Source organism: Burkholderia sp. BCC0044 (genome assembly GCF_902832955.1).
Classification (GTDB): Bacteria; Pseudomonadota; Gammaproteobacteria; order Burkholderiales; family Burkholderiaceae; genus Burkholderia.
The window spans coordinates 39,206-64,368 of record NZ_CADFDO010000001.1; the positions used below are offsets into that span (position 1 = coordinate 39,206).

Below are 25,163 nucleotides of genomic sequence, written 5' to 3' on the forward strand. Positions count from 1 at the left end.
TGCCGCATCAATTGCAGAACGCGACGTGTTCGAGCAGCGCGTACGCGACGCCCGAATCGAAGTAGGCCGCGCCGCACCACGCGACGAACGCGAGCGTGCCGGCGGCCAGCGCGGCGCAGATCATGCCCATGCCGCGTGGCCCGATGCCGGGCGCGCGACGCGCGCATCGTCGATCGGCAGGTGCAGCAGCGCGGCGAGCACGCCGAGCGCGATCGAGCCGATCCACAGCGGCATGTACGAGTGCGTCGCGTCGTACACGAGCGCGCCGAGCCACACGCCGAAGAAGCTGCCGAGCTGGTGCCCGAAGAACACGAAGCCGAACAGCGTCGCGATGTAGCGCACGCCGAACACCTGCGAGATCACGCCGTTCGTCAGCGGCACCGTGCCGAGCCACGTGAAGCCCATCACGGCCGCGAACACGTAGACGCTCGCGGGCGACAGCGGTGCGGCGACGAACGCGGCCATCGCGAGCGCACGCACGAGGTACAGCACCGACAGCACGTACTTGCGCCGCAACAGCCCGCCGAGATGGCCGCACGCATAGGTGCCGGCCACGTTGGTCAGCGCGATCAGCGCGAGCGCGACGCTCGCATGGCGTGCCGGCAGCCCGTGGTCGAGCAGGTACGCGGGCAGGTGCGTCGCGATGAACGCGAGCTGGAAGCCGCACGCGAAGAAGCCCGCGTTCAGCAGCCAGAAGCCGCGATGCGCGAACGCCTCGCGCACGGCTTCGCCGATCGACTGGTCGGGGCCGGCGGCGGCGCCGGCCGCCTGCGCGGGCCGGTCGCGCAGCGCCACGGCGAGCGGCGCGAGCAGTGCGGCGACGAGCGCCAGCGCGATGAACGCGTGCTGCCAGCCGATGCCGCCGATCAGTTCCTGCGCGACGGGCACCATGCAGAACTGGCCGAGCCCGCCGATCGCGCCGGCGACCCCGAGCGCCCAGCCGCGGCGGTCGGGCGGGAACAGGCGGCTCAGCGCGCCGTAGATCGACGCGAACGCCGAGCCCGACAGCGCGACGCCGATCACGAGCCCGGCGCCGACCGTGAACAGGCCGGTCGTGGCCGCCTGCGCCATCGTGACGAGCCCGGCCGCGTACAGCAGCATGCCGGCGACGATCACGCGCACCGAGCCGAAGCGGTCGGCGACCATCCCGGTGAACGGCTGCGCGACGCCCCAGATCAGGTTCTGCAGCGCCAGCGCGAGCCCGAACGCCTCGCGTGACCAGCCGTGGTCGAGCGACACGGGCGCGAGAAACAGGCCCTGTACGTGGCGGATGCCGAGCGCGGCGCCCATGATCAGGCCGCCTGCCAGCACGGGCAGCCAGCGGCGCCGGACTTCCTGCTCGATCGGGGTCATGCGTGTCTCCGGATGAAGGCGCGCGGCGAAACGGCCGCGCTCGATCCGATTAGACGAGCGGAGCGGCCGTCGCTCAAGCGATCATTCGGTCAGGTTGGCATGCGTGACGGGAATGCGAAGGGGGCGACGGCGATTGCCTGCGATCACGCGCATCCGCACCGCCGGCTCAGGCCGACGTCGTATCGTGCGCGTGCATCGCCGCATCGCATTCGGCTGCTTCGGCGAGCATCCAGTCGCGCACGTCGGCGACTTCGCGGCGCGGGGCCGGATCGTGCTGGAACAGCCAGTAGCCGTACGTCTGCGACAGCGTCTGCGTGTGCGGGCCGAGCACCGCGAGCCGGCCGTCGGCGAGCATCGGCGCGACGAGCGCGAGCCGCCCGAGCGCGATGCCCTGGCCCGCGATCGCGGCCTGGATCACCTGGTCGTACTGGTTGAAGCGCAGCACGCCTTTCGGGCGCGCGTCGCCGAGCCCGGCCGCGTGCAGGTGCGCGTGCCATTGCAACTGCGGTTGCGGCGGTCCGTCGAATTCGAGCAGCACGTGATCGGCGATCGCGGCTGCGCTCGTGACCGGCCGCGCGGCGAGCGCGGGATGCGCGACCGGCACGACGATCTCGTCGAACAGGCGCAGCGCGCCGGCCGGCGCGCGCTCGCGCGGGCAGTAGCGGATGCCGAGGTCGATGCCCTCCGCGCGCAAATCGAGTACCTTGTCGTTCGCGGCGACGCGCAGGTCGATCCCGGGCAGGCGCGCCTGCAGCCGCCCGAGCCGCGGCAGCAGCCATAGCGCGGTCACGCCGATGCTGGCGGTGATCGTCACGGGCTGGCGCTCGCGCGCGGCGGCGAGCGACGCGACGGTGTCCTGCAGGCCGTGCAGCGCCGCGTCGGCGACGCGGAACAGTCGTTCGCCTTCCGGCGTGAATGAAATCTTCCGGTAGCCGCGCTGCAGCAACGCGACGCCGAGATGCGCTTCGAGCGCATGGACCTGGCGGCTGACCGCCGACTGCGTGACGCACAGGTCCTGCGCGGCGAGCGTGATGCTCATGCGGCGGCCGACGGCGACGAAACCGCGGACGAGATCGAGCGACGGGAGACGGACGAGTGGCGTTGACATGCGCGTGACTCATGCGAACGGAGCAGCAAGATTGGTTGAGAACGCGGCACGCGTCAAGTTCAATGGAGGCTGGCTGATCGCGGAGGAGGGGGCCGAGTGGGTGCGGAAGCGCTAACTGGGTCGACCGCGATGCATGGGACCGCAGTAAAGCGCTGAAGCGCCAACTGGGGTCGACAGCTATGCATGGGGTCCGAATAAGCGCTGAAGCGCTAACTCGGACCGACAGCTATGCATGGGACCCCAGTAAGCGCTAAAGCGCTAACTGGGGTCGACAGCTATGCATGGGGTCCGAGTAAGCGCTGAAGCGCTAACTCGGACCGACAGGAGACACGATGACGATTTCGAACGAGGAAAACGACGCGGCGCAGGACAGTCGCGCGGCGGGCGCATTGCCGCCCGAACCCGTGACGCTGCGCGCGGCCGACGGCTACGAACTGCGTGGCCACGTCTGGCGCCATCGCGGCGGCGGCGCGGTGCGACCCGTGACGGTCGTCAATTGCGCGACGTCGGTGCGCTGCGATTACTACTTTCGTTTCGCGGCCTGGCTGTTCGCGCAGGGGCGCGACGTGCTCGTCTACGACTATCGCGGCATCGGCGGGTCGCGTCCGGCGCGGCTAGCGAAGCTGCGCGCGAACTGGCTCGACTGGGGGCGGCTCGATTGCGACGCCGCGCTGCACTACGCGCGCGACGCGTTCCCGGGACAGCCGCTCGACGTGGTCGCGCACAGCATCGGCGGCTGCGTGCTCGGCCTCGCGGCGTCGAACGTGCACGTGCGGCATGTGGTGACCGTCGGCGCGCAATACGCGTACTGGCGCGACTATCTGCCGGCCGAGCGGCGCCGCATGTGGTGGAAGTGGCATGTCGCGATGCCGGCGCTCGCGGCCGTGTTCGGCTACGTGCCGGCGAAACGGCTCGGCTGGATGGAGGACACGCCGCGCGGCATCGCGCTGTCGTGGGCGCGTTCGCGGCCGCGTTTCGAGGACGGCTACATCGGCAGCGTGCTCGACGACGGCGCGGCGAGCCGCGCCGCGTTACCCGCGCGCTTCGCGGGGCTGTCGGCGCCGATGCTCGCGATCGGCATCGACGACGACGCGTTCGGCACGGTCGACGCGATCGAGCGGCTGGTCGGCTATTACACCGGCAGCAACGTCACGCATCTGCGGATCGCGCCGGCCGACATCGGCGTCGACGCGATCGGCCATTTCGCGTTTTTCCACAGCCGCTTCACCGACACGCTGTGGCCCGTCGCGCTGTACTGGCTGCAACACGGCGTGCTGCCGGCCGATGCGCCGGGCGTCGTGCATGCGCTGCACCCGGCGTCGCGCGGGCGCGTGACGGGGAGCGGCGTGCCGGGCAGGGCCGCGAACGGGTGATCGAGCGTATGCGAGCGCGACGCGCAGCCTCGTTCGCGTCACGAGCCTGCCGCAGCAGCCGGCCGCACGCCGCCGCGATCGATTAACATCGGACGTTTCGCTCCACCGCACAGGCTGCCGCGCGCCGATGTCCATTCCACCCGATTCCGCTTCTCCCGTTGAAACGCCCCGTGCGTGGCGCGTGCATGCGCTCGACGCGCCGCCCGCCGCGGCGCGCGCCGGCGTACGGATCGCGCGCGTCGATTTCGACTGGCGCGTGCCGCTCGTGTCGCCCGCGTATGCGTCGCTGAGCGACGGCGAGCGCGCCCGCGCCGCACGCTTCCTGCGACACGAGGATGCGGTGCGCAGCGCCGCGACGCGCGCCGCGCTGCGCGACGTGCTCGGCGCGGCGCTCGGCATCGCGCCGCACGCGGTCGAGATCGTCGTCGACTCAGCGGGGCGGCCGTCGCTGGACCTTGCGCATCGCGCGTCGCTCGACTTCAACGTGTCGCACGCGGGCGATCATGCATTGATCGCGTGGGCGCCGGCGGGGCGCGTCGGCGTCGATATCGAGGGCTGCAACCGCGCGACCGACTGGCGCGCGCTGACGCGCGAAGTGTGCGCGCCCGCCGAGGTCGCGTATCTCGATGGCCTGCTGCCCGGCGCGCGCGAAGGCGAATTCATGCGCGTGTGGTCCGCGAAGGAGGCGCTGCTCAAGGCGATCGGCACCGGCATCGTCGGCGGGCTGCGCGCGTTCGCGGTCGTGCCGCCGCGCGATGCGGCGACGCCCGCGACGACGATCATCGACCCGACTGCGCCCGCCGCCGGCGTCGCGGCGTTCGACGCGGCGTGGCTCGACGCGGCGCCTGGCTACGCGGCATGCGTCGCGTGGACGCGCGCGTAGGCCGGGCGCGACGCGCGGCGCTTACTCGAGCGGCGCGTCGTTCGGCGCCGCGTAGCGCGCCTTGATCACGTCGCTCATCGGGAAGTCGAACGACAGCCCCTTCGGCGGCACCGGCTTCATGAACCATTTGTCGTACAGCGCGTTGATCTCGCCGCTTTTCATCAGCTGCACGAGCACGCCGTCGACGAGCGCCTTGAACTGCGGATCGTCCTTGCGCAGCATGAACCCGTAGGCTTCCGACGATTGCGGCGTGCCGACGAGCTGCCAGTCGGCCGGCTTCGCGGCGAGCTGGCGCACGCCCGCGAGCAGCACGTCGTCCATCATGTACGCGGCCGCGCGGCCCGATTCGAGCGTGAGGCGTCCTTCGCCGTAGTCCTTCGCGCTGATGATCTGCATGCCCATCTTCCTTTCCTCGTTCATCTTGCGCAGCAGGCGCTCGGACGTCGTGCCCTGGTTCGTCACGACCGTCTTGCCGGCGAGATCGGGGAAGTCGCGGATGCCCGAGCTCGTGCGCGTGAGCAGGCGCGTCGTCGCGACGAAGAAGGTGGTCGAGAACGCGACCTGCGCATGGCGCGCGGCGAGATTGGTCGTCACGCCGCATTCGAGATCGACGGTGCCGTTCTGCACGAGCGGAATGCGGTTCTGCGACGTGACCGGAATGAAGCGCACCTGCAGGTCGGGCTTGCCGGTGCGCGCCTTCACCGCGGCGATCACGCGGTCGCACAGGTCCTGCGAGAACCCGATGACCTTGCCGCCCGCGTCGACATAGGAGAACGGCACCGACGTTTCGCGATGGCCGAGCGAAATCAGGTTGGCCTGCCGGATCTTGTCGAGCGTGCCGGACAGCGGCTCGGCGGCGACGGATACGCCGCACGCGAGCGCGCACGCGGCGACGAGCAGAGGGCGGCCCACGCGGGCGGCGAAGCGTGACGGGAAGGGCATGACGGTCTCCGTGGCGGGTGATGATTCGTATGTTGCCAAAGACAAAATAATTGCAACACATGTTAAGCGCCCGATCCGGCGGTCCGGCCCGACGGGCCGCGCCGGACATCAGGGAAACTCCCGAGGTCGGAATATTGAAAAACGGGTTGTCTAGACAAGTTCCGATGGCTACACTTCAATCCATTCCGAACTTGTCTAGACAGGATTGCTCACATGATTACGTTGACCCCCGGCCACCTGACCCTCCCGCAACTGCGCCGTATCGCACGCGAATCCGTGCAACTGAAGCTCGACCCGGCCAGCTTCGCGAAGATCGACGCGGGCGCGAAGGCTGTCGCCGACATCGCCGCGAAGGGCGAGCCGGCCTACGGCATCAACACGGGCTTCGGCCGTCTGGCGAGCACCCACATCCCGCACGACCAGCTCGAACTGCTGCAGAAGAACCTCGTGCTGTCGCACGCGGTCGGCGTGGGTGAGCCGATGGCGCGTTCGTCGGTGCGCCTGCTGATGGCGCTGAAGCTGTCGAGCCTCGGCCGCGGCCACTCGGGCATCCGCCGCGAAGTGATGGACGCACTCATCACGCTGTTCAACGCCGACGTGCTGCCGCTGATCCCGGTGAAGGGCTCGGTCGGCGCATCGGGCGACCTCGCGCCGCTCGCGCACATGTCGGCCGTGCTGCTCGGCGTCGGTGAAGTGTTCATCCGCGGCGAACGGGCGAGCGCGCTCGACGGCCTGCGCGTCGCGGGCCTCGCGCCGCTGACGCTGCAGGCGAAGGAAGGCCTGGCGCTCCTGAACGGCACGCAGGCATCGACGGCACTCGCGCTCGACAACATGTTCTCGATCGAAGACCTGTACCGCACGGCGCTCGTCGCGGGTGCGTTGTCGGTCGACGCGGCAGCCGGCTCGGTGAAGCCGTTCGACGCGCGCATCCACGAACTGCGCGGCCATCAAGGCCAGATCGACGCGGCCGCGTCGTACCGCGAACTGCTCGAAGGCTCGCCGATCAACCAGTCGCACCGCGACTGCGACAAGGTGCAGGACCCGTACAGCCTGCGCTGCCAGCCGCAGGTGATGGGCGCGTGCCTGGACCAGATGCGCCATGCGGCCGACGTGCTGCTGGTCGAGGCGAACGCCGTGTCGGACAACCCGCTGATCTTCCCGGATACCGGCGAAGTGCTGTCGGGCGGCAACTTCCACGCCGAACCCGTCGCGTTCGCGGCCGACAACCTCGCGCTGGCCGCGGCGGAAATCGGCGCGCTGGCCGAACGCCGCATCGCGCTGCTGATCGACGCGACGCTGTCGGGCCTGCCCCCGTTCCTCGTGCGGGACGGCGGCGTGAACTCCGGCTTCATGATCGCGCACGTGACGGCGGCCGCGCTGGCATCGGAAAACAAGACGCTCGCGCACCCGGCGTCGGTCGACTCGCTGCCGACTTCCGCGAACCAGGAAGACCACGTGTCGATGGCGACGTTCGCCGCGCGCAAGCTCGCCGACATCGCGGACAACACGAAGCACATCCTCGCGATCGAACTGCTGGCCGCCGCGCAAGGCGTCGACCTGCGCGCGCCGTACCACACGAGCCCGAAGCTCGCGCCGGTGATGGAAACGATCCGCTCCAAGGTCGCGCACTACGAACTCGACCACTACTTCGCACCGGACATCGCGGTGATCGCGAAGCTCGTCGGCGAGCGCGCGTTCGCGAAGGTCGCGCCGTTCTCGTTCGCATCGGAACAGTAAGCCGATGAGCGCGCCGGTCTACCAGGAGATCAAGGATTTCATCCTGGCCCGCATCCACGCCGGCGAGTGGGAGGAGGGCGACCAGGTGCCGTCCGAGAACGAGCTGGCGCGCGAGTTCAAGGTGGCGCGCATGACCGTCAACCGCGCGCTGCGCGAGTTGACGGCCGAGCAGGTGCTCACGCGCATGAAGGGCGCGGGCACCTACGTCGCGCGGCCGAAGTACGAGTCGACGCTGGTCGCGATCCGCAGCATCTCCGAGGAAGTCGGCGCACGCGGGCATGCGTACCACGCCAGCGTGCTCGGGCTCGACACGATTCGCGCCGACGAGGCCCTCGCCGACGAGATGCAGGTGACCGTGCGCACGAAGCTGTTTCATTCGCAGGTGCTGCACTTCGAGAACGACGAGCCGGTGCAGCTCGAAGAACGATGGGTGAATCCGGCGGTCGCGCCGGATTACGCCGAGCAGGATTTCACGAACACGACGCCGAACCTGTACCTGATGCGCGCGGCGCCGCTGCAGCGCGTCGAGTACCGGATCGAAGCGGCGGCCCCGGCGCCGGAGCGGCGCGAGCAGCTGCGGATGGACGACGTCGAGCCGTGTCTGGTTTTACATCGGCGCACCTGGTCGCAGGGCGTCGTCGCCTCGGTGGCGAATTTGTGGCATCCCGGCAGCCGTTATCGCTTCACCGGGCATTTCTGATTCCTATTTGATCTTCAATTTCCCTCGGGAGCAGTCGTCATGAACCATCCGAAACACATCGATCCCCGTCTCGATCCGACGCGCACGATCCGCGCGCCGCGCGGCAGCGAAAAGACCTGCAAGACCTGGCTGGCCGAAGCGGCCTACCGGATGATCCAGAACAACCTCGACCCGGAAGTCGCCGAGCATCCGCATGCGCTCGTCGTGTACGGCGGCATCGGCCGCGCGGCGCGCAACTGGGAATGCTACGACCAGATCCTCGCGTCGCTGAAGGATCTCGAGGAAAACGAAACGCTGCTGATTCAATCGGGCAAGCCGGTCGGCGTGTTCCGCACGCACAAGGATGCGCCGCGCGTGCTGCTCGCGAACTCGAACCTGGTGCCGCACTGGGCGAACTGGGATCACTTCCACGAGCTCGATCGCAAGGGCCTGATGATGTACGGCCAGATGACGGCCGGCAGCTGGATCTACATCGGCAGCCAGGGCATCGTGCAGGGCACCTATGAAACGTTCTTCTCGGTCGCGAACCAGCACTTCAACGGCGACCCGTCGGGCCGCTGGATCCTGACGGGCGGCCTGGGCGGGATGGGCGGCGCGCAGCCGCTGGCCGCGACGATGGCCGGCTTCTCGATGATCGCGGTCGAATGCGACGAGACGCGCATCGACTTCCGCCTGAAGACGCGCTATGTCGACAAGAAGGCGACGACGCTCGACGAAGCGCTCGGCATGATCGACGAAGCGAAGCGCACCGGCAAGCCGGTGTCGATCGGCCTGCTCGGCAACGCGGCCGACGTGTTCGCGGAACTCGTCACGCGCGGCATCACGCCGGACTGCGTGACCGACCAGACGAGCGCGCATGACCCGATCAACGGCTACCTGCCGCAAGGCTGGACCGTCGCGCAATGGCGCGAAGCGCAGAAGGTCGATCCGCAGAGCATCGTGAAGGTCGCGAAGCAGTCGATGGCCGTCCAGGTGCGCGCGATGCTCGCGCTGCAGGAACGCGGCGCGGCGACGCTCGACTACGGCAACAACATCCGCCAGATGGCGCTGGAAATGGGTGTCGAGAACGCATTCGACTTCCCGGGCTTCGTGCCGGCGTACATCCGTCCGCTGTTCTGCGAAGGCAAGGGGCCGTTCCGCTGGGTCGCGCTGTCCGGCGATCCGGAAGACATCTACAAGACCGACCAGAAGGTGAAGGAGCTGATCCCCGACGATCCGCACTTGCACAACTGGCTCGACATGGCGCGTGAGCGCATCGCGTTCCAGGGCCTGCCGGCACGGATCTGCTGGGTCGGCGTGAAGGATCGCTACCGCCTCGGCCAGGCGTTCAACGAGATGGTGAAGAACGGCGAACTGAAGGCGCCGATCGTGATCGGCCGCGACCACCTCGACACCGGTTCGGTCGCGAGCCCGAACCGCGAGACGGAATCGATGAAGGACGGCTCGGACGCCGTCAGCGACTGGCCGCTGCTGAACGCACTGCTGAACACCGCGGGCGGCGCATCGTGGGTGTCGCTGCACCATGGCGGCGGCGTCGGTATGGGCTTCTCGCAGCACTCGGGCGTCGTGATCGTCGCCGACGGCACGGCTGATGCGCACGAGCGTCTCGGTCGCGTGCTGCTGAACGATCCGGCGACGGGCGTGATGCGCCATGCGGATGCCGGCTACGAACTCGCGCAGCAGACGGCCCGCGAAGCCGGCCTGAAGCTGCCGATGCTCGGCCGCTGAGCATGACGGCGCTCGACCACGCGCCGGTGAACGCAACGTTGATCCGCGCGGCGGATCTCGTTGCGTCGCCGTGGAAGAACGGCGGCGGCGTCACGCGCGAAATCGGCGCGTTTCCGCCGGGTGCTCCGCTCGATGCATTCGCGTGGCGTGTGAGCGTCGCGGACGTCGGCGCGGCCGGGCCGTTCTCGCGTTTCGACGGCGTCGACCGTACGCTCGTGCTGCTGTCCGGCACGGGCATGACGCTCGCCGAAGCGGGTGGGGCGAAGCACGTGCTCGATACGCCGCTGGCCCGTGCCGATTTCGCGGGCGAGACGGCGATCGACGCGACGCTGCACGACGGCGCGACGCGCGACTTCAACCTGATGACGCGCCGTTCGGCCGCGCGCGGGGCGGTCGACGTATGGCCCGAAGGCACGCACCGCGTCGAGCGCGCCGATACCGTGCTGCTGTTCTGCGCGACCGGCGCGGTTGGCGTCGACATCGACGGCGTGCACTACGCGCTGCAGGAAATGGACACGTTGCGGCTCGACGGGCCGCGGCGTGCGTTTGACGTCGTCGTGAGCGGAGGCGGCGCGCTGCTCGCCGTGTCGCTCGCCGTCGGCGAACGAGACTGAACGCATGAAACCGACTGTCTGGCATCACCTGAGGCTGTGTCCGCACGGCCATCCCGACGAGACGATCGACGATGCGGCGATCGCCGTCGACGAAACCGGCACGATCGCGTGGCTCGGCGCGTTGTCCGCGCTGCCGCACGGCTATGCGCACTGGCGGCGCGAGGACCTGCACGGCGCGTGGGTGACGCCGGGCCTCGTCGACTGTCATACGCACCTCGTGTACGGCGGCACGCGCGCCGACGAATTCGCGCAGCGCCTCGCGGGCGTCAGCTACGAGGAAATCGCGCGGCAGGGCGGCGGGATCGTGTCGACGGTGCGCGCGACGCGCGCGGCCGACGAGACGGCGCTGTTCGTGCAGGCCGCCGCGCGCTTGCAGCCGCTGCTCGCCGAAGGCGTGACCGCGATCGAGATCAAGTCGGGCTACGGGCTCGACCTCGCGAGCGAGCGCAAGATGCTGCGCGTCGCGCGCCAGCTCGGCGAGCGCTTCCCGGTGACCGTCCATACGACCTTCCTCGGCGCGCACGCGCTGCCGCCGGAATACGCGGGCCGCGCGGACGAATACATCGACGAAGTATGCGACCGGATGCTGCCGACGCTGGCCGACGAAGGGCTCGTCGACGCGGTCGACGTGTTCTGCGAACGCATCGGCTTCTCGCTCGCGCAGACCGAACGCGTGTTCGAGGCCGCGACGCGGCGCGGGCTGCCGGTGAAGCTGCATGCGGAGCAGCTGTCGAACGCGGGCGGCACGGCGCTCGCCGCGCGCTACCGCGCACTGTCCGCCGACCACCTCGAATTTCTCGACGAAGCCGGCATCGAGGCGATGAAGGCGGCCGGCACGGTCGCCGTGCTGCTGCCCGGCGCGTACTACTTCATCCGCGAAACGCAGTTGCCGCCGATCGAGCTGCTGCGCAAGCACGGCGTGCCGATCGCGCTCGCGACCGATCACAACCCCGGCACGTCGCCGCTCGAATCGCTGCTGCTGACGCTGAACATGGCGTGCACGCTGTTCCGCATGACGGTGCCCGAGGTGCTGCAGGGCGTCACGCGCCATGCGGCCGCGGCGCTCGGCCGCGCGGATCGCCACGGCGCGCTCGAGGTCGGTCGCCAGGCCGATTTCGCGGTGTGGTCGGTCGGCTCGCTGGCCGAACTGGCGTACTGGATCGGCCGGCCGCTGTGCGAGCAGGTCGTACGCGGCGGCACGACGGTGTTTCGCCGGATGAACGGATAAGCTTTTCGCCGGATCGGGCCGGGTCGTGACGAACCCGGTCCGGCCGACGCTTTGCAGGGGACCGGACGCGGCGCGCAACCGCGCACTCCGGTCGATCGCCGCGAGGCAGGGGCAAGCGCGACGCGCTCGCGCCTGCCGGCCGCGGCACCGGGCCGGACGAGATGCTCAGACGCTCGATCCGGTCGATGAGGACACGCAATGACCGACTCCCTGTTGTTCGCGGACCATGCCTACCTGCCCGATGGCTGGCGCCGCAACGTGCTGCTGCGCTGGGACGCGGCCGGCACGCTGACCGACGTGACGCCCGACACCGACGCACCGGCAGGCGTCGCGCGCGCGGCCGGGCCGGTGCTGCCCGGCATGCCGAACCTGCATTCGCACGCATTCCAGCGCGCGATGGCGGGGCTCACCGAATACCGCGCGAATCCCGCCGACAGCTTCTGGAGCTGGCGCGACCTGATGTACCGCTTCGCGCTGAAGATCACGCCCGATGCGCTCGCGGCGATTGCGCGCTGGCTGTACGTCGAGATGCTCAAGTGCGGCTACACGTCGGTGTGCGAATTCCACTACGTGCATCACGCGCAGGACGGCTCGCGCTATCCGCAGATCGCGGAGCTCGGCACGCGCGTGATCGACGCCGCGCGCGCGGCCGGCATCGGCATCACGATGCTGCCCGTGTCGTACCAGTTCGCGGGCTTCGGCAACAAGCCGCCGCGCGACGACCAGCGCCGCTTCATCAACACGCCCGACGGCGTGCTCGAACTGCTCGACGCGATGCGTCGCGCGGCGCCCGAGCATGGCGGGCTGCGCTACGGCGTCGCGCCGCACTCGCTGCGCGCGGTGTCCGAGAGCGGGCTGCGTACGCTGCTCGAAGGGTTGCCCGACGATGCGCCAGTGCATATCCACATCGCCGAGCAGATGGCCGAAGTCGACGACTGCGTGCGCGCCTACGGCGCGCGCCCCGTCCAATGGCTGCTCGATCGTTTCGACGTCGATGCGCGCTGGTGCCTCGTGCACGCGACGCACGTCGATGCGGCCGAGACGGCGGCGCTCGCGAAGCGCCGCGCGGTCGCGGGCCTGTGCCTGACGACCGAAGCGAACCTCGGCGACGGCGTGTTCCCGGCCGTCGACTATCTCGCACAAGGCGGCGTGATCGGCGTCGGCTCGGACAGCCACGCGTCGGTCGACTGGCGCTCGGAGCTGCGCCTGCTCGAATACGGCCAGCGGCTCGTGCATCGCGCGCGCAACGTGCTGGCGAGCGAGTCGCAGGCGCACGTCGCCGATCGCCTGTTCGATGCGTCGCTCGAAGGCGGCGCGCAGGCGAGCGGGCGGCGCATCGGCGCGCTGCGCGCGGGCTGTCGCGCCGACTGGCTCGTGCTCGATCCCGATCATCCGGCGATCGCCGAACACGATAGCGCCGCATGGCTGTCGGGCATCGTGTTCGCCGAGCACGGCGACACGCCGGTGCTCGACGTCTACACGGGCGGCGAGCGCGTCGTGAGCGGCCGCCGCCATCGCGACGAAGCCGCCGCGTATGCCGACTACCGCGCCGCGCTGGCGCAACTGCTGCGCTGAACGCGCGGCAACCGGCGCACGCCGCATGGGTGCGCCGGCCGACTCTTACGGTGAGGCGACATGACTGAACAACCGGCTGTATTCACGCTGAAGCAGGGCACGCTGCCGCTGCTGATCTCGATTCCGCACGCAGGCACGCACATTCCCGACGACATCGCCGCGACGATGACGCCCGACGCGCGCTTCGTCGACGATTGCGACTGGCATCTCGAGCGGCTGTACGGCTTCGCGGCCGATCTCGGCGCGTCGATCCTCGTGCCGTCGCACGCGCGTTACGTCGTCGACCTGAACCGTCCGCCCGACAACGAGAACCTGTATCCGGGGCAGGACACGACCGGGCTCGTGCCGGTCGATACGTTCGACAAGGCGCCGCTTTATCCGGCGAACGCGCTGCCCGGCAACGACGAGATCATGCGTCGCCGCGACCGCTACTGGCTGCCGTATCACGACGCGCTGCAACGCGAGATCGCGCGCCTGAAGGGCGAACACGGCCGCATGCTCGTGTGGGAAGCGCATTCGATCCGCTCGCACGTGCCGCGTTTCTTCGACGGTCGCCTGCCGGACTTCAACTTCGGCACGTCGAGCGGGGCGAGTGCGGCGCCCGGCCTCGCGGAGGCGCTGGCCGCGCGGGTGCTCGCGCACGGCGGCTACACGGCCGTCGCGAACGGCCGCTTCAAGGGCGGCTACATCACGCGTCACTATGGCGCGCCCGATACCGGTGTCGAGGCCGTGCAGCTCGAACTGTCGCAGATCACCTACATGGAAGAGACGCGTCCGTACGCGTACGACGAGGCGCGTGCAGCGCGGATCGTGCCGCTGCTGCAGACGCTCGTCGAAACCGCGCTCGCGCATCGTTGAGCGCGGGCCGCCTCCATGCGGCAGCGCGGCGGCACAGTGCGCTCCGCCCCGTCGGTACGTAGCAGGCAAGCCGATGCAATGCACAAAACGGCATCGATCCGGCGCGATCGATGCCGTTTTGTTCGTCTGACCGATGTCGTCATCGGCCCCTGAAAATTTGACGCAATTTTTAGGTGATATAAGCTGAATGTCAGGAAGTCGTCACGCGCGCACCGGCGGCAAGGCCATCGACGATGGCCGGACTGCGCCGGAATCCGCTGCGAGACATCTTGCTGACGTGTCGCCACGCGGCATTGCGACACGTGTCCTGCCTCCATCAGTCAGTCGAGTACGATCGTGAAAGCCGCCAGCCCTTCGATACGCCGGACGCGAAGTCCGTCGGCGGGCGCGCCGCCTCAGGCCGGGCCGAACCGGCATGCTGATCGCGGCACGCGCGCCGCCCCGTTACGCGAGCCTCGCTTCTTCGCCATTTCCCATCGCGGCCCGCGCCGCTTCAATCTCGCGACCGCGCACCTGTTCAGCGCGGTGCAGTGCGACGGCAGCGCATCGTTGTTGCCCTAGCGTCCCTTTCCGCTTTCGTCCCGGGCCGCACCGCCGGTTGCCGCGGCATTCGCGCGGCAGGATCGCGCATACGCTTGCGTCAGCGCTTGTGCTGCGCGATTGCACGCGCGTGCGGTCTACCCGCGAACCTGCATCGTTGCGTGCGCAAGCGTGTCGCGCGCCATTACCGGAGAGACGCCGATGCGTGCGCGACCGATCGTAGCCGTTACCGCCGACCGTATCCTGCGCGGCGCCCATCCGAACCACACGGCGGGCGAGAAGTACCTCGCCGCCGTCGTCGACGGCGCCGGCGCGCTGGCGTTCGTGTTGCCCGCGCTCGGCGCGCGGCAGCCGGCGGACGCGATCGTCGCGGCAATCGACGGGCTGCTGTTGACCGGCAGCTATTCGAACGTCGAACCGCATCATTACGGCGGCGCCGCGAGCGCGCCCGACACGCTGCACGATCCGGCGCGCGACGCGACCGCGTTGCCGCTGATCCGCGCGGCGATCGACGCGGGCGTTCCCGTGCTCGCGATCTGCCGCGGCATGCAGGAGCTGAACGTCGCGTACGGCGGCACGCTGCATCAGCGGCTGCATGCGACGACCGGCTTCGATGACCATCGCGAACGGCCGGACGATCCGCTCGAACGGCAGTACGGTCCCGCGCACGTCGTGCAGCTCGCGCCCGGCGGCCTGCTGCAGCGGGTCGCGCGCGGCGCGCACGAGGCGACGGTCAATTCGCTGCACGACCAGGGCATCGCGCGGCTGGGCGCGGGGCTCGCGATCGAAGCGAGCGCGCGCGACGGGCTGGTCGAGGCCGTCAGCGTGCGCGGCGCGCGTGCGTTCGCGCTGGGCGTGCAGTGGCATCCCGAATGGCGCTACGCGGAGCAGCCGCTGTCGCGCGACATCTTCGCGGCATTCGGCGCGGCGTGCCGCGCGCGGATGACGCATCGCCTTCATGCGGCCGGCGGCGCGACGCCGTCGTCGGCCGCATCCGACATCGACATCGACTAACGAGGCCGATCATGCAACCCGAACTGAGCGAATTCCTGCGACAGCACCGCATCACCGAAGTCGAGGCGATCATTCCCGACATGGCCGGCATCGCGCGCGGCAAGATCATTCCGCGCAACAAATTCGAATCCGGCGAATCGATGCGCCTGCCGCAGGCCGTGATGGTGCAGACCGTCACCGGCGACTATCCGGAGGACGGCACGCTGACCGGCGTGACCGATCCCGACATGGTGTGCGTGCCCGATCCGTCGACGATCTGCCTGATCCCGTGGGCGGTCGATCCGACCGCGCAGGTGATCCACGATTGCGTGCATTTCGACGGCTCGCCGGTCGAAATCTCGCCGCGCTACGTGCTGCGCCGCGTGCTCGACCTGTACGAGGCGAAGGGCTGGAAGCCCGTGGTCGCGCCCGAGCTCGAGTTCTACTTGGTCGACATGAACGCCGATCCCGACCTGCCGCTGCGGCCTCCCGTCGGCCGTACGGGGCGGGCGGAAACGGGCCGCCAGTCGTATTCGATCGAGGCCGTCAACGAGTTCGATCCGCTGTTCGAGGACATCTACGAGTACTGCGAAATGCAGGGCCTCGATATCGAGACGCTGATTCACGAAGTCGGCGCCGCGCAGATGGAGATCAACTTCGTGCATGGCGACGCGCTGCCGCTGGCCGACCAGGTGTTCCTGTTCAAGCGCACGGTGCGCGAGGCCGCATTGCGTCACAACATGTACGCGACGTTCATGGCCAAGCCGATGGAAAACGAGCCGGGTTCCGCGATGCACATTCATCAGAGCCTCGCGGATATGCGCACCGGGCGCAACCTGTTCGCCGACGAAAACGGCGCGGTGTCGCCGCTGTTCCGCAGCTATCTGGCGGGGCTGCAGAAGTACACGCCGGCGCTGATGCCGATCTTCGCGCCGTACATCAATTCGTACCGCCGCCTGTCGCGTTTCATGGCCGCGCCGATCAACGTGCAGTGGGGCTACGACAATCGTACGGTCGGTTTTCGCATCCCGCAGTCGAGCCCCGTCGCGCGCCGTATCGAGAACCGGATTCCGGGCGTCGACTGCAACCCGTACCTCGCGTTCGCGGCGACGCTCGCCGCCGGCTATCTCGGTATGACGCAACAGCTCGCGCCGACCGAGCCGATCGCATCGGACGGCTACGACCTGCCGTACCAGCTGCCGCGCAACCTCGAGGAAGGGATCTCGCTGATGGCCGCGTGCGAGCCGCTCGCCGGCATCCTCGGCGACAAGTTCGTGAAGGCTTACCTGGCGTTGAAGGAAACCGAATACGAAGCGTTCTTCCGCGTGATCAGCTCGTGGGAACGCAGGCATCTGCTGCTGCACGTGTGAGCGTGCGGCGCTGTTTGACGGAGAAAACATGACCGATCGAAACGAAGCTTTTCCGCCGCGCTCGACCGCCGATTTTCGCGCGCTCGACGCCGCGCACCACATCCACCCGTTCTCCGACATGGGCGTGCTCAATCGCGCGGGCAGCCGCGTGATCGTGAAGGCCGACGGCGTCTACCTGTGGGACTCGGACGGCAACAAGGTGATCGACGGGATGGCCGGGCTGTGGTGCGTGAACGTCGGCTACGGCCGCAAGGAACTTGCCGACGCCGCGTATCGCCAGATTCAGGAGCTGCCGTTCTACAACACGTTCTTCAAGACCACGCACCCGCCGGTGATCGAGCTTTCCGCGATGCTCGCCGAAGTGACGCCTGCCGGCTTCAACCACTTCTTCTATTGCAACAGCGGCTCGGAAGGCAACGACACCGTGCTGCGACTCGTGCACCAGTACTGGCGCGTGCAGGGCAAGCCGCAGAAGAAATACGTGATCTCGCGCAAGAACGGCTACCACGGCTCGACGATCGCGGGCGGCACGCTCGGCGGGATGGGCTACATGCACGAGCAGATGCCGTCGAAGGTCGAGCACATCGTACACATCGACCAGCCGTATTTCTTCGGCGAAGCGCAAGCAGGCGAGACGCCGGAAGCGTTCGGCCTCGCACGCGCACAGCAGCTCGAAGCGAAGATCCTCGAACTCGGCGCGGAGAACGTCGCGGCATTCATCGGCGAGCCGTTCCAGGGTGCGGGCGGCGTGATCTTCCCGCCGTCGACGTACTGGCCGGAAATCCAGCGGATCTGCCGCAAATACGAGACCCTGCTCGTCGCCGACGAAGTGATCGGCGGCTTCGGGCGCACCGGCGAATGGTTCGCGCATCGGCATTTCGGCTTCGAGCCGGACCTGATCACGATGGCGAAGGGCCTCACGTCGGGCTATGTGCCGATGGGCGCGGTGGGCATTCACGAGCGCATCGCACGCCCGATCATCGACAACGGCGAATTCAATCACGGCCTCACGTACTCGGGCCATCCGGTGGCGGCGGCCGTCGCGGTCGCGAACCTGAAGCTGCTGCGCGACGAGGGCATCGTCGAGCGTGTGAAGACCGATATCGGTCCGTATTTCCAGCGCCGGCTGCGCGACGCGCTGGGCGATCATCCGATCGTCGGCGAGATCGCGGGAGCGGGGCTGGTCGCCGGCGTTCAACTGGCGCGCGATCGTGTGCGGCGCGAGCGCTTCGATGCGGGCGTCGATATCGGCACGATCTGCCGCGACTTCTGCTTCAACGGCAACCTGATCATGCGCGCGACCGGCGACCGGATGCTGCTGTCGCCGCCGCTCGTGATCCGCGAGGCGGAGGTCGACGAGATCGTCGACAAGGCGAAGCGCGCGTTCGATGCGACGGCGGAGCGGGTCGGGCGGGCAAGGTGAGCGGGCGTCGCGCGGCGACTACGCGTAGGCGTAGCGCTGCTGGGCGAATTCGACGACACGCGCGACGCAGTCGACGACGGTCGCGGTGCCGGTCTCGATGACGAGATCGGCGGCGCTCGGCGCCTCGTATGGATCGGTGATGCCGGTAAACCGGATTGTCTGGCCGGTGATCGCTTTGGCGTACAGGCGCTTCGGATCGCGCGCGACGCAGGTTTCGAGGTCCGCTTTCACGTAGATTTCCGTGAAGCGCTTGTCGCCGATGATGTCACGTGCCAGTTGCCGGTCCGCGGCGTACGGGGAGATCAGCGCGACGATCGCCGTGATGCCCTGCGCGTTCAGGAGCTTCGCGATTTCGGCCGTGCGCCGGCAGTTCTCCGCGCGGTCTTCGCGCCTGAAGCCGAGATCGGACGAGACGCCCGATCGGAGTTCGTCGCCGTCGAGCATGCAGACGGGAATCTGGTGCTCGCGCAGGTGGGCAGCGACCTGGCGCGCGAGAGTCGACTTGCCGGCGCCGCTCAAGCCGGTGAACCACAAGGTATGTGCTGTGGACGGTGCCATGGTTTCGTCGGAACGGTACACCTGGATCGCGCGATGCCGATCCTGCTCGCGCGGTCGTGTTGACTGGAATGGGAGCCGGCATTGCGTCGGTCGGCCGTTGTTGTCGGCCGATTCTAGCCGTCCATTATCAAGCAGGTGTTGCGAATGCGTTACCGCGAATTACGAAGTTCGTCCCCGACGCTCGCCATGCGTGTTTGCGCGGTTTGGGGGGAAGAAGGGCAGCGGCAGTCGGTGCCGGGCGATCTCGCCATGGGTGCGGGACTGCGTCGAAACCGGGCGTCGTGACAAGGCGGAAGGCGGCGAGCCAAAACGAAAAGGGCCTGCGTCGTGAGACGCAGGCCCTTGAATTCTTTGGTGGGCGGTACTGGGATCGAACCAGTGACCCCTGCCGTGTGAAGGCAGTGCTCTACCGCTGAGCTAACCGCCCAAAGAAGAATCAAATTATGTCAGAGCTTTTGGGGTTCGTAAAGCCCTTTCTGCAAATTTTTTCCAGTAGCCGCAAGCGCCGGTTCGCGAGTCGCGTGCTCAGCCCGCGAGCGCGGGCAGCGCGTCGATCGACGCGCGCACGTAGCCGGCAAAGCGCAGCGCGACCGGTTCGGCGGTGCCGCTGCGTTTCAGCGCGAGCGTGTGCGATTCGAGCGACGCATCCTTCAGCGGCCGGAACGCGAGCCGGTCGCTCTTCACCTGCTGCAGCACGCGCGGCACCAGCGCGATGCCCATCCCGAACTCGATCATTGACAGGATCGTCTGCCACAGCCGCGCCTCGTGGCGAATCAGCGGGCTGAAGCCCGCGTTCACGCATTGCGCGATGATCAGGTCGTGGTAGTGCGGCGCCGCGTCGCGCGGAAACAGGATGAACGGCTCCGCGGCCAGCGCGGCGAGCGCGACCTGCCGGCGCCGCGCGAGCGGATGCGCGGCGGGCAGGCAGCAGACGAACGGTTCCGCGTAGACGGGCGTCGATTCGACCTCGGGCGGGCAGTGCCCCCAGTGCGCGTAGCCGAGATCGATCTGGCCGCGCTGGATCGCCTGCACCTGCGCCTGCGTGTTCATCTCGCTCAGCACGATCTCGACGCCCGGATAGTCGGCCTCGAAACGCCGCACCGCATCGGGCAGCCCGCGATACAGCATCGAATGCACGAAGCCGATCCGCAGCCGGCCCGCGAGGCCGGACGCCGAGCGCACCGTGAGCCGCTCGGCCTCGGCCGCCTGCAGCAGCAGCCGGCGCGCTTCGCCGAGCAGCACCGCGCCCGCGTTGGTCAGCGCGACCGTCTTGTTGGTGCGCGAGAAGAGCTGCACGCCGAGCGCTTCCTCGAACTTGCGGATGTCGAAACTCAGCGCCGGCTGCGAGATGAACAGGCGCTTCGCCGCGCGGCCGAAATGCAGTTCCTCGGCGACCGCCACGAAGTAGCGCAACTGCCTCAGTTCCATGGTGTCTCCTCCCGGCGTCGGCATCGATAAGCGATATCTATCGTACCGGATAAATCCTGTATTGGACGCTTATCGATCGCGCGCCTACGCTCTGCTGAACGCCTGGCATCGGCCGGCCACGCCGCCACGGCGCGCGGATCGGCCGGCAGCCGGGCCATCACGGAGACGCATGCATGAACGACACCGCTCGCACGCCGGACGCCGGCGTATCCAACAACATCCCCGACAGCCGGGGCATCAATTTCTTCACCGTCGATCCCGATCTCGGCGCGTTGCTGAAGCTGCATCTCGGCGACGCGCACTATGCCGAACTCGAGCCGCGGCTGCGCGCACTCGGCGCCCGCGTGTCGGGCGAACTCGACGAATGGGCGTCGCGCGCCGACAAGCATCCGCCCGTGCTCGAGCACCGCAACCGGCGCGGCGAAGCCGTGCAGCGGATCGACAAGGATCCCGCGTACGTCGCGCTCGAACGGGTCGCCTATTCGGAACTCGGGCTCGCGTCGCTGAGCCATCAGCCCGACGCGGTGGCGCCGCTCGTCAAGTACGCACTGACGTTCCTGTTCGTACAGGCCGAATTCGGACTGTGCTGCCCGGTCAGCATGACCGATTCGCTGACGCGCACGCTGCGCCGTTTCGGCGATCCCGCGCTCGTCGAGCGCTACCTGCCGATGCTCGCGTCGCGCGATTTCGACACGCTGTTCCAGGGCGCGATGTTCATGACCGAGCAGGCGGCCGGCTCCGACGTCGCGCGCATCGCGACGCGTGCGGCGCGCGAAACGGACGGGCAAGGCAACACGATCTGGCGGCTGACCGGCGACAAGTGGTTCTGTTCGAACGCGGACGCCGATCTCGCGATGGTGCTCGCGCGACCCGACGGTGCGCCGGACGGCATCAAGGGCCTCGCGCTGTTCCTGCTGCCGAAGACGCTGCCGGACGGCACGCGCAACGCGTACCGGATCGTGCGCCTGAAGGACAAGCTCGGCAGCCGTTCGATGGCCAGCGGCGAGATCGCGCTCGAAGGCGCGCAGGCCTACCTGATCGGCGAGATCGGCCGCGGCTTTCACCAGATGGCCGACATGATCAACATGTCGCGTCTGTCGAACGGCGTGCGCGCGGCGGGGCTGATGCGGCGCGCGCTGAACGAAGCGCTGCACGTGGCCGCGCATCGCGACGCGTTCGGCCGCAAGCTGATCGAGATGCCGCTGATGCAGCGTCAGCTGATGAAGATGCTGCTGCCGGCCGAGGCAGCGCGCGCGATGTTCATGCAGATCGCGTTGCTGCTGCCGCAGGCGGATGCGGGCGACGAGCAGGCCGCGCGCTGCGTGCGGATCCTGACGCCGCTGATCAAGTTCCGCGCCTGCCGCGACGCGCGCCGCGTGACGGGCGATGCGATGGAGGTGCGCGGCGGCACCGGCTATATCGAGGAATGGAGCGACGCGCGGCTCGTGCGCGACGCGCACCTCGGTTCGATCTGGGAAGGCACGAGCAACATCGTCGCGCTCGACGTCGCGCGCGCCGCGCAGCGCGAGCATGCGCTCGACGCGCTGCGCACGTTCCTCGGCGATCGTCTGGGCGCGACGCCGCTGCCCGACGCGAGCCGCACGGCGCTGCGGCGCATTCTCGCGCGGGCGTGCGATGCGCTCGTGCGGGTTGCGGAGGAAGGCGACGATGCACGCGTGCGGCAGGCCGCGTCCGCGCTGTATTACGCGAGCGCGGCCGTGCTGATGGCATGTGAAGGCGCGCAACTCGCGCCCGATTACCGGCGCCTCGCGCTCGCGCATCTGATCCTGCGCTACAAGCTGTTGCCGATCGATCCGCTTGCGTCGGCATCGCGCGACGATGAATCGGCGGCGTCCGACGCGCTGCTGCGCGGCACGCCGGTGCCGCTCGACATGGCGCTCGACCTGCTGCCGGAGGTCGAACGATGAGCTCGACGACAGCGACACAGGCAGCAACGGCGAACACGACGCGCGGCGCACTGCACGGCCTGAAGGTCGTCGATCTGAGCCGCGTGCTCGGCGGCCCGTACTGCACGCAGGCGCTCGCCGATCACGGCGCGACGGTGATCAAGATCGAGCCGCCGGACGGCGACGAGACGCGCGGCTGGGGGCCGCCGTTCCTCGGCGACACGGCCTGGTATTTCATGGGCGTGAACCGCAACAAGGAAGGGCTCGCGCTCGACCTGTCGCGCGACGAAGGCCGCGCGATCCTCTGGCGCCTGCTCGAAGACGCCGACGTGCTCGTCGAGAATTTCAAGCCGGGCACGCTCGCGCGCTGGGGAATGGACTACGCACGCGACCTGCAGCCGCGCTTCCCGCGCCTGATCCATTGCGCGGTGACGGGCTTCGGCGAAGACGGCCCGCTCGGCGGCCTGCCGGGCTACGACGCGGTGATTCAGGCGACGGCCGGGCTGATGAGCGTGAACGGCGAGCGCGACGGCGACGCGACGCGCATCGGCTTGCCGATCGTCGACATGGTCACGGGGCTGAACGCGCTCGCCGGCATCCTGCTCGCGCTCGCGGAGCGCGAGCAGAGCGGGCAGGGCCAGTCGATCGACATCGCGCTGTACGACTGCGGCGTGTCGCTGCTGCATCCGCACTTGCCGAATTTCTTCGGCTCTGCGCGCGTGCCCGAGCGCAGCGGCAACGCGCATCCGAACATCGCGCCGTACGACAGCTACCGCACGGCGACGGTGCCGATCTTCCTCGCGGTCGGCAACGACCGGCAGTTCGCGCGGCTCGTCGCGCATCTCGGCGCGCCGGCGCTCGCCGACGATCCGCGCTTCGTCGACAACCGCAGCCGCTGCGCGCACCGGCCCGAGCTGAAGGCCGAACTGGAAGCGCGGCTCGCCGCGCACGCATGCGAGCCGCTCGCTCGCGACCTGATGGCGGCCGGCGTGCCGTGCGGGCCGGTGCGCACGGTCGCCGACGTCGCGCACGATCCGCATGCGCTGCATCGCGCGCTGTTCGTCGAGATCGGCGCGTATCGCGGCACCGCGTCGCCGGTGAAGCTGTCGCGCACGCCGGCCACCTACCGGTCGGCGCCGCCCGCGCTCGGCCGCGATACGCGCGCGGTGCTCGACCGGCTCGGCGTCGATCCGGCGCTCCAGCAGCAACTGCTCGACGCCGGCGTGCTGAAGGTCGCGCCGGACGAGACGTGACGGGCCGAGTGCATCCACAGACGCGCGTCGTCCCGAACCGACCGATCGCAACATCAACGTCAACCTCGATCAACGCAGCGTAGCGCAACCCCGCCAGCCGGCGGCGCAAGGCCGGCCATCCGGCAACGCGCGCGACAGTCGCGCCGCCGATCACAAACATGGAGACATCGATGAGCCGTCCGCAATCCCCGCCCGCCGCGCAGCCGCGGCCCGGCCGCGCCGCCCTTGCGGCGTTCGTCGGCACCACGATCGAGTGGTACGACTTCTACATCTACGGCACCGCCGCCGCGCTCGTGTTCGGCAAGGTGTTCTTTTCGAGCACGATGGACCCCGGCGTCGCGACGCTGCTCGCGTTCGTCACGTTCTGGGCCGGCTTCGCCGCGCGGCCGCTCGGCGGGATCGTGTTCGGGCATCTCGGCGATCGCGTCGGCCGCAAGACCGCGCTCGTGATCACGCTGGTGATGATGGGGCTCGCGACGACCGGCATCGGCCTGCTGCCCGGCTATGCGTCGATCGGCGTATGGGCGCCGGCGGGCCTCGTCGTGCTGCGCGTGCTGCAGGGCATCGCGGTCGGCGGCGAGTGGGGCGGCGCGGTGCTGATCGCGAGCGAGAACGCGCCGAAGCATCGCAGCATCCTGTATGCGGCGTTCGCGCAGCAGGGCTCGCCCACCGGCAACCTGCTGGCCACGGCCGCGTTCTTCGCGCTGAGCGCGCTGCCGACGCCGTCGTTCCTGATGTGGGGCTGGCGCATTCCGTTCCTGCTGTCGGCCGTGCTCGTGATCATCGGGATGGTGATCCGGCTGCGGCTCGAGGAGTCGGCCGACATGCAGCGCGTGCTCGCGCGCAAGCGCACGGTGAAGCTGCCGCTGCGCGACGTCGTGCGCGACCACTGGGTCGTCGTGCTGCTCGCGGCCGGCACGCTGCCGGTGATCAACGTCACGTATTTCCGCAGCACGTTCGCGCTGTCGTGGGCGACCAAGGAGCTCGGTTACGCGCAGGGCACGTTTCTCGGCATCCTGTCGATCTCGCTCGTCGTGCAGTTCCTGATGCAGCCGGTCGGCGCGTGGTTCGTGTCGAAGGTCGACATGCGGCGCGCGATGTGCTGGATCCTGATTCCCGAGATCGTGCTGATGCCGGTGATGTTCCATGCGCTCGCGACGCGTTCGTACTGGGTCGCCGTCGCGGGGATGTGTATCTCGACGATTCCGTCGGCGATGTTCTACGGCGCGGTCGGCGGCGTGCTCGCGCGCGTGTTCCCGGCCAACATCCGCTATACGGGTCTGTCGCTCGCGTATCAGTTGAGCGCGCTCGTCGTCGGCGGCGGCACGCCCGTGCTCGCGCAGGCGATCCTCAATGCGACCGGCAGCATCGTCGGCGTCGCGATCGCGTCGGGGCTCTATGCGCTCGTGTCGCTTGCCTGCATGCTGGCGCTGCTCAATCGCACCGGGTATCGCGCCGACGAACTGTCGACGGCCGAGCGCAGCGATGCGGCCGAGTGGGGTGCCGAGAGTACGGGCGCGGGAAGCGCCGCAGGCGAAGCCGCGCAACCCGACGATCGCGGCACGTTGAAACCGGCGGGGTGAGCCGGGCGG

The 25,163-nt window shown here is 68.9% G+C and carries 21 protein-coding genes and 1 tRNA gene; 15 read left to right on the plus strand and 7 right to left on the minus strand.

The genetic code is table 11. From position 1 onward, the window contains the following. Nucleotides 1-7: 7 nt before the first annotated feature. The 3 genes from HWX14_RS36700 to HWX14_RS00155 form a co-directional block, all read right to left on the minus strand. Nucleotides 8-130 (minus strand): hypothetical protein, encoded by a 123-nt coding sequence (locus tag HWX14_RS36700; protein ID WP_279611795.1) that lies wholly within the window; start codon nt 128-130, stop codon nt 8-10. Then, nucleotides 121-1,353 carry an MFS transporter gene (locus HWX14_RS00150; RefSeq protein ID WP_175881074.1) on the minus strand — a complete coding sequence of 411 codons (1,233 nt, stop codon included), beginning with the start codon at nt 1,351-1,353 and terminating at the stop codon, nt 121-123. The genes HWX14_RS36700 and HWX14_RS00150 overlap by 10 nt, the downstream gene beginning before the upstream one ends. A 166-nt stretch (nt 1,354-1,519) precedes the next feature. Further along, nucleotides 1,520-2,461, minus strand: a complete 942-nt coding sequence (locus HWX14_RS00155) for a LysR substrate-binding domain-containing protein (protein WP_175881075.1) — start codon at nt 2,459-2,461, stop codon at nt 1,520-1,522. 332 nt (nt 2,462-2,793) lie between these two features. On the opposite strand from HWX14_RS00155, the gene HWX14_RS00160 reads away from it, so the two are divergent. Together HWX14_RS00160 and HWX14_RS00165 are read left to right on the plus strand one after the other, a co-directional pair. Continuing rightward, nucleotides 2,794-3,834, plus strand: coding sequence for an alpha/beta fold hydrolase (locus tag HWX14_RS00160; protein ID WP_175881076.1), 1,041 nt, complete (start codon nt 2,794-2,796; stop codon nt 3,832-3,834). Nucleotides 3,835-3,961: 127 nt separating this feature from the next. Next, nucleotides 3,962-4,717 carry a 4'-phosphopantetheinyl transferase superfamily protein gene (locus tag HWX14_RS00165; RefSeq protein ID WP_175881077.1) on the plus strand — a complete coding sequence of 252 codons (756 nt, stop codon included), beginning with the start codon at nt 3,962-3,964 and terminating at the stop codon, nt 4,715-4,717. A gap of 21 nt (nt 4,718-4,738) precedes the next feature. Here HWX14_RS00165 and HWX14_RS00170 read toward each other — a convergent pair whose 3' ends face one another. Beyond that, nucleotides 4,739-5,659: a glutamate/aspartate ABC transporter substrate-binding protein gene (locus HWX14_RS00170; RefSeq protein WP_175881078.1), complete on the minus strand. Its 921-nt coding sequence runs from the start codon at nt 5,657-5,659 to the stop codon at nt 4,739-4,741. A 213-nt stretch (nt 5,660-5,872) separates the two neighbouring features. On the opposite strand from HWX14_RS00170, the gene hutH reads away from it, so the two are divergent. The 10 genes from hutH (at nt 5,873) to HWX14_RS00220 (ending at nt 18,425) form a co-directional block, all read left to right on the plus strand. Beyond that, nucleotides 5,873-7,396 carry a histidine ammonia-lyase gene (gene hutH / locus HWX14_RS00175; protein WP_175881079.1) on the plus strand — a complete coding sequence of 508 codons (1,524 nt, stop codon included), beginning with the start codon at nt 5,873-5,875 and terminating at the stop codon, nt 7,394-7,396. 4 nt (nt 7,397-7,400) lie between these two features. Next, nucleotides 7,401-8,096 carry a histidine utilization repressor gene (gene hutC / locus HWX14_RS00180; RefSeq protein ID WP_175881080.1) on the plus strand — a complete coding sequence of 232 codons (696 nt, stop codon included), beginning with the start codon at nt 7,401-7,403 and terminating at the stop codon, nt 8,094-8,096. A 39-nt stretch (nt 8,097-8,135) separates the two neighbouring features. Further along, nucleotides 8,136-9,824 (plus strand): urocanate hydratase, encoded by a 1,689-nt coding sequence (gene hutU / locus HWX14_RS00185; protein WP_011549425.1) that lies wholly within the window; start codon nt 8,136-8,138, stop codon nt 9,822-9,824. A 2-nt stretch (nt 9,825-9,826) separates the two neighbouring features. Further along, a complete protein-coding gene (locus HWX14_RS00190; protein WP_175881081.1) occupies nt 9,827-10,438 on the plus strand; it encodes a HutD family protein in 612 nt (203 codons plus the stop codon). 4 nt (nt 10,439-10,442) lie between these two features. Then, nucleotides 10,443-11,666 carry an imidazolonepropionase gene (gene hutI, locus HWX14_RS00195; RefSeq protein ID WP_175881082.1) on the plus strand — a complete coding sequence of 408 codons (1,224 nt, stop codon included), beginning with the start codon at nt 10,443-10,445 and terminating at the stop codon, nt 11,664-11,666. 198 nt (nt 11,667-11,864) lie between these two features. Then, nucleotides 11,865-13,241 carry a formimidoylglutamate deiminase gene (locus tag HWX14_RS00200; RefSeq protein WP_175881083.1) on the plus strand — a complete coding sequence of 459 codons (1,377 nt, stop codon included), beginning with the start codon at nt 11,865-11,867 and terminating at the stop codon, nt 13,239-13,241. A 60-nt stretch (nt 13,242-13,301) separates the two neighbouring features. After that, nucleotides 13,302-14,099, plus strand: coding sequence for an N-formylglutamate deformylase (gene hutG / locus HWX14_RS00205; protein ID WP_175881084.1), 798 nt, complete (start codon nt 13,302-13,304; stop codon nt 14,097-14,099). A 741-nt stretch (nt 14,100-14,840) separates the two neighbouring features. Then, on the plus strand, nt 14,841-15,653 hold the full coding sequence (locus HWX14_RS00210) for a gamma-glutamyl-gamma-aminobutyrate hydrolase family protein (protein WP_175881085.1): 813 nt from the start codon (nt 14,841-14,843) through the stop codon (nt 15,651-15,653). Nucleotides 15,654-15,664: 11 nt separating this feature from the next. Then, on the plus strand, nt 15,665-17,002 hold the full coding sequence (locus HWX14_RS00215) for a glutamine synthetase family protein (protein WP_011549431.1): 1,338 nt from the start codon (nt 15,665-15,667) through the stop codon (nt 17,000-17,002). A 28-nt stretch (nt 17,003-17,030) separates the two neighbouring features. Then, the gene (locus HWX14_RS00220; RefSeq protein ID WP_175881086.1) at nt 17,031-18,425 is read left to right on the plus strand and encodes an aspartate aminotransferase family protein; all 1,395 of its coding nucleotides are present in this window, start codon (nt 17,031-17,033) and stop codon (nt 18,423-18,425) included. A gap of 18 nt (nt 18,426-18,443) precedes the next feature. On the opposite strand, the gene cysC is transcribed toward HWX14_RS00220, so the two are convergent. From cysC to HWX14_RS00235, 3 genes are all read right to left on the minus strand, one after another. Continuing rightward, complete coding sequence (gene cysC, locus HWX14_RS00225) at nt 18,444-18,983, minus strand: adenylyl-sulfate kinase (protein ID WP_175881087.1); 540 nt, start codon at nt 18,981-18,983, stop codon at nt 18,444-18,446. Nucleotides 18,984-19,335: 352 nt separating this feature from the next. Then, nucleotides 19,336-19,410, minus strand: a tRNA-Val gene (locus tag HWX14_RS00230). Between the two features lie 98 nt (nt 19,411-19,508). Beyond that, nucleotides 19,509-20,411 carry a LysR family transcriptional regulator gene (locus tag HWX14_RS00235; protein ID WP_175881088.1) on the minus strand — a complete coding sequence of 301 codons (903 nt, stop codon included), beginning with the start codon at nt 20,409-20,411 and terminating at the stop codon, nt 19,509-19,511. A gap of 173 nt (nt 20,412-20,584) precedes the next feature. On the opposite strand from HWX14_RS00235, the gene HWX14_RS00240 reads away from it, so the two are divergent. From HWX14_RS00240 to HWX14_RS00250, 3 genes are all read left to right on the plus strand, one after another. Further along, nucleotides 20,585-22,339, plus strand: a complete 1,755-nt coding sequence (locus HWX14_RS00240) for an acyl-CoA dehydrogenase family protein (protein WP_175881089.1) — start codon at nt 20,585-20,587, stop codon at nt 22,337-22,339. Then, nucleotides 22,336-23,571 (plus strand): CoA transferase, encoded by a 1,236-nt coding sequence (locus tag HWX14_RS00245; RefSeq protein WP_175881090.1) that lies wholly within the window; start codon nt 22,336-22,338, stop codon nt 23,569-23,571. The genes HWX14_RS00240 and HWX14_RS00245 overlap by 4 nt, the downstream gene beginning before the upstream one ends. A 170-nt stretch (nt 23,572-23,741) precedes the next feature. Beyond that, nucleotides 23,742-25,154, plus strand: a complete 1,413-nt coding sequence (locus HWX14_RS00250; RefSeq protein ID WP_175881091.1) for an MFS transporter — start codon at nt 23,742-23,744, stop codon at nt 25,152-25,154. Nucleotides 25,155-25,163: the final 9 nt, after the last annotated feature.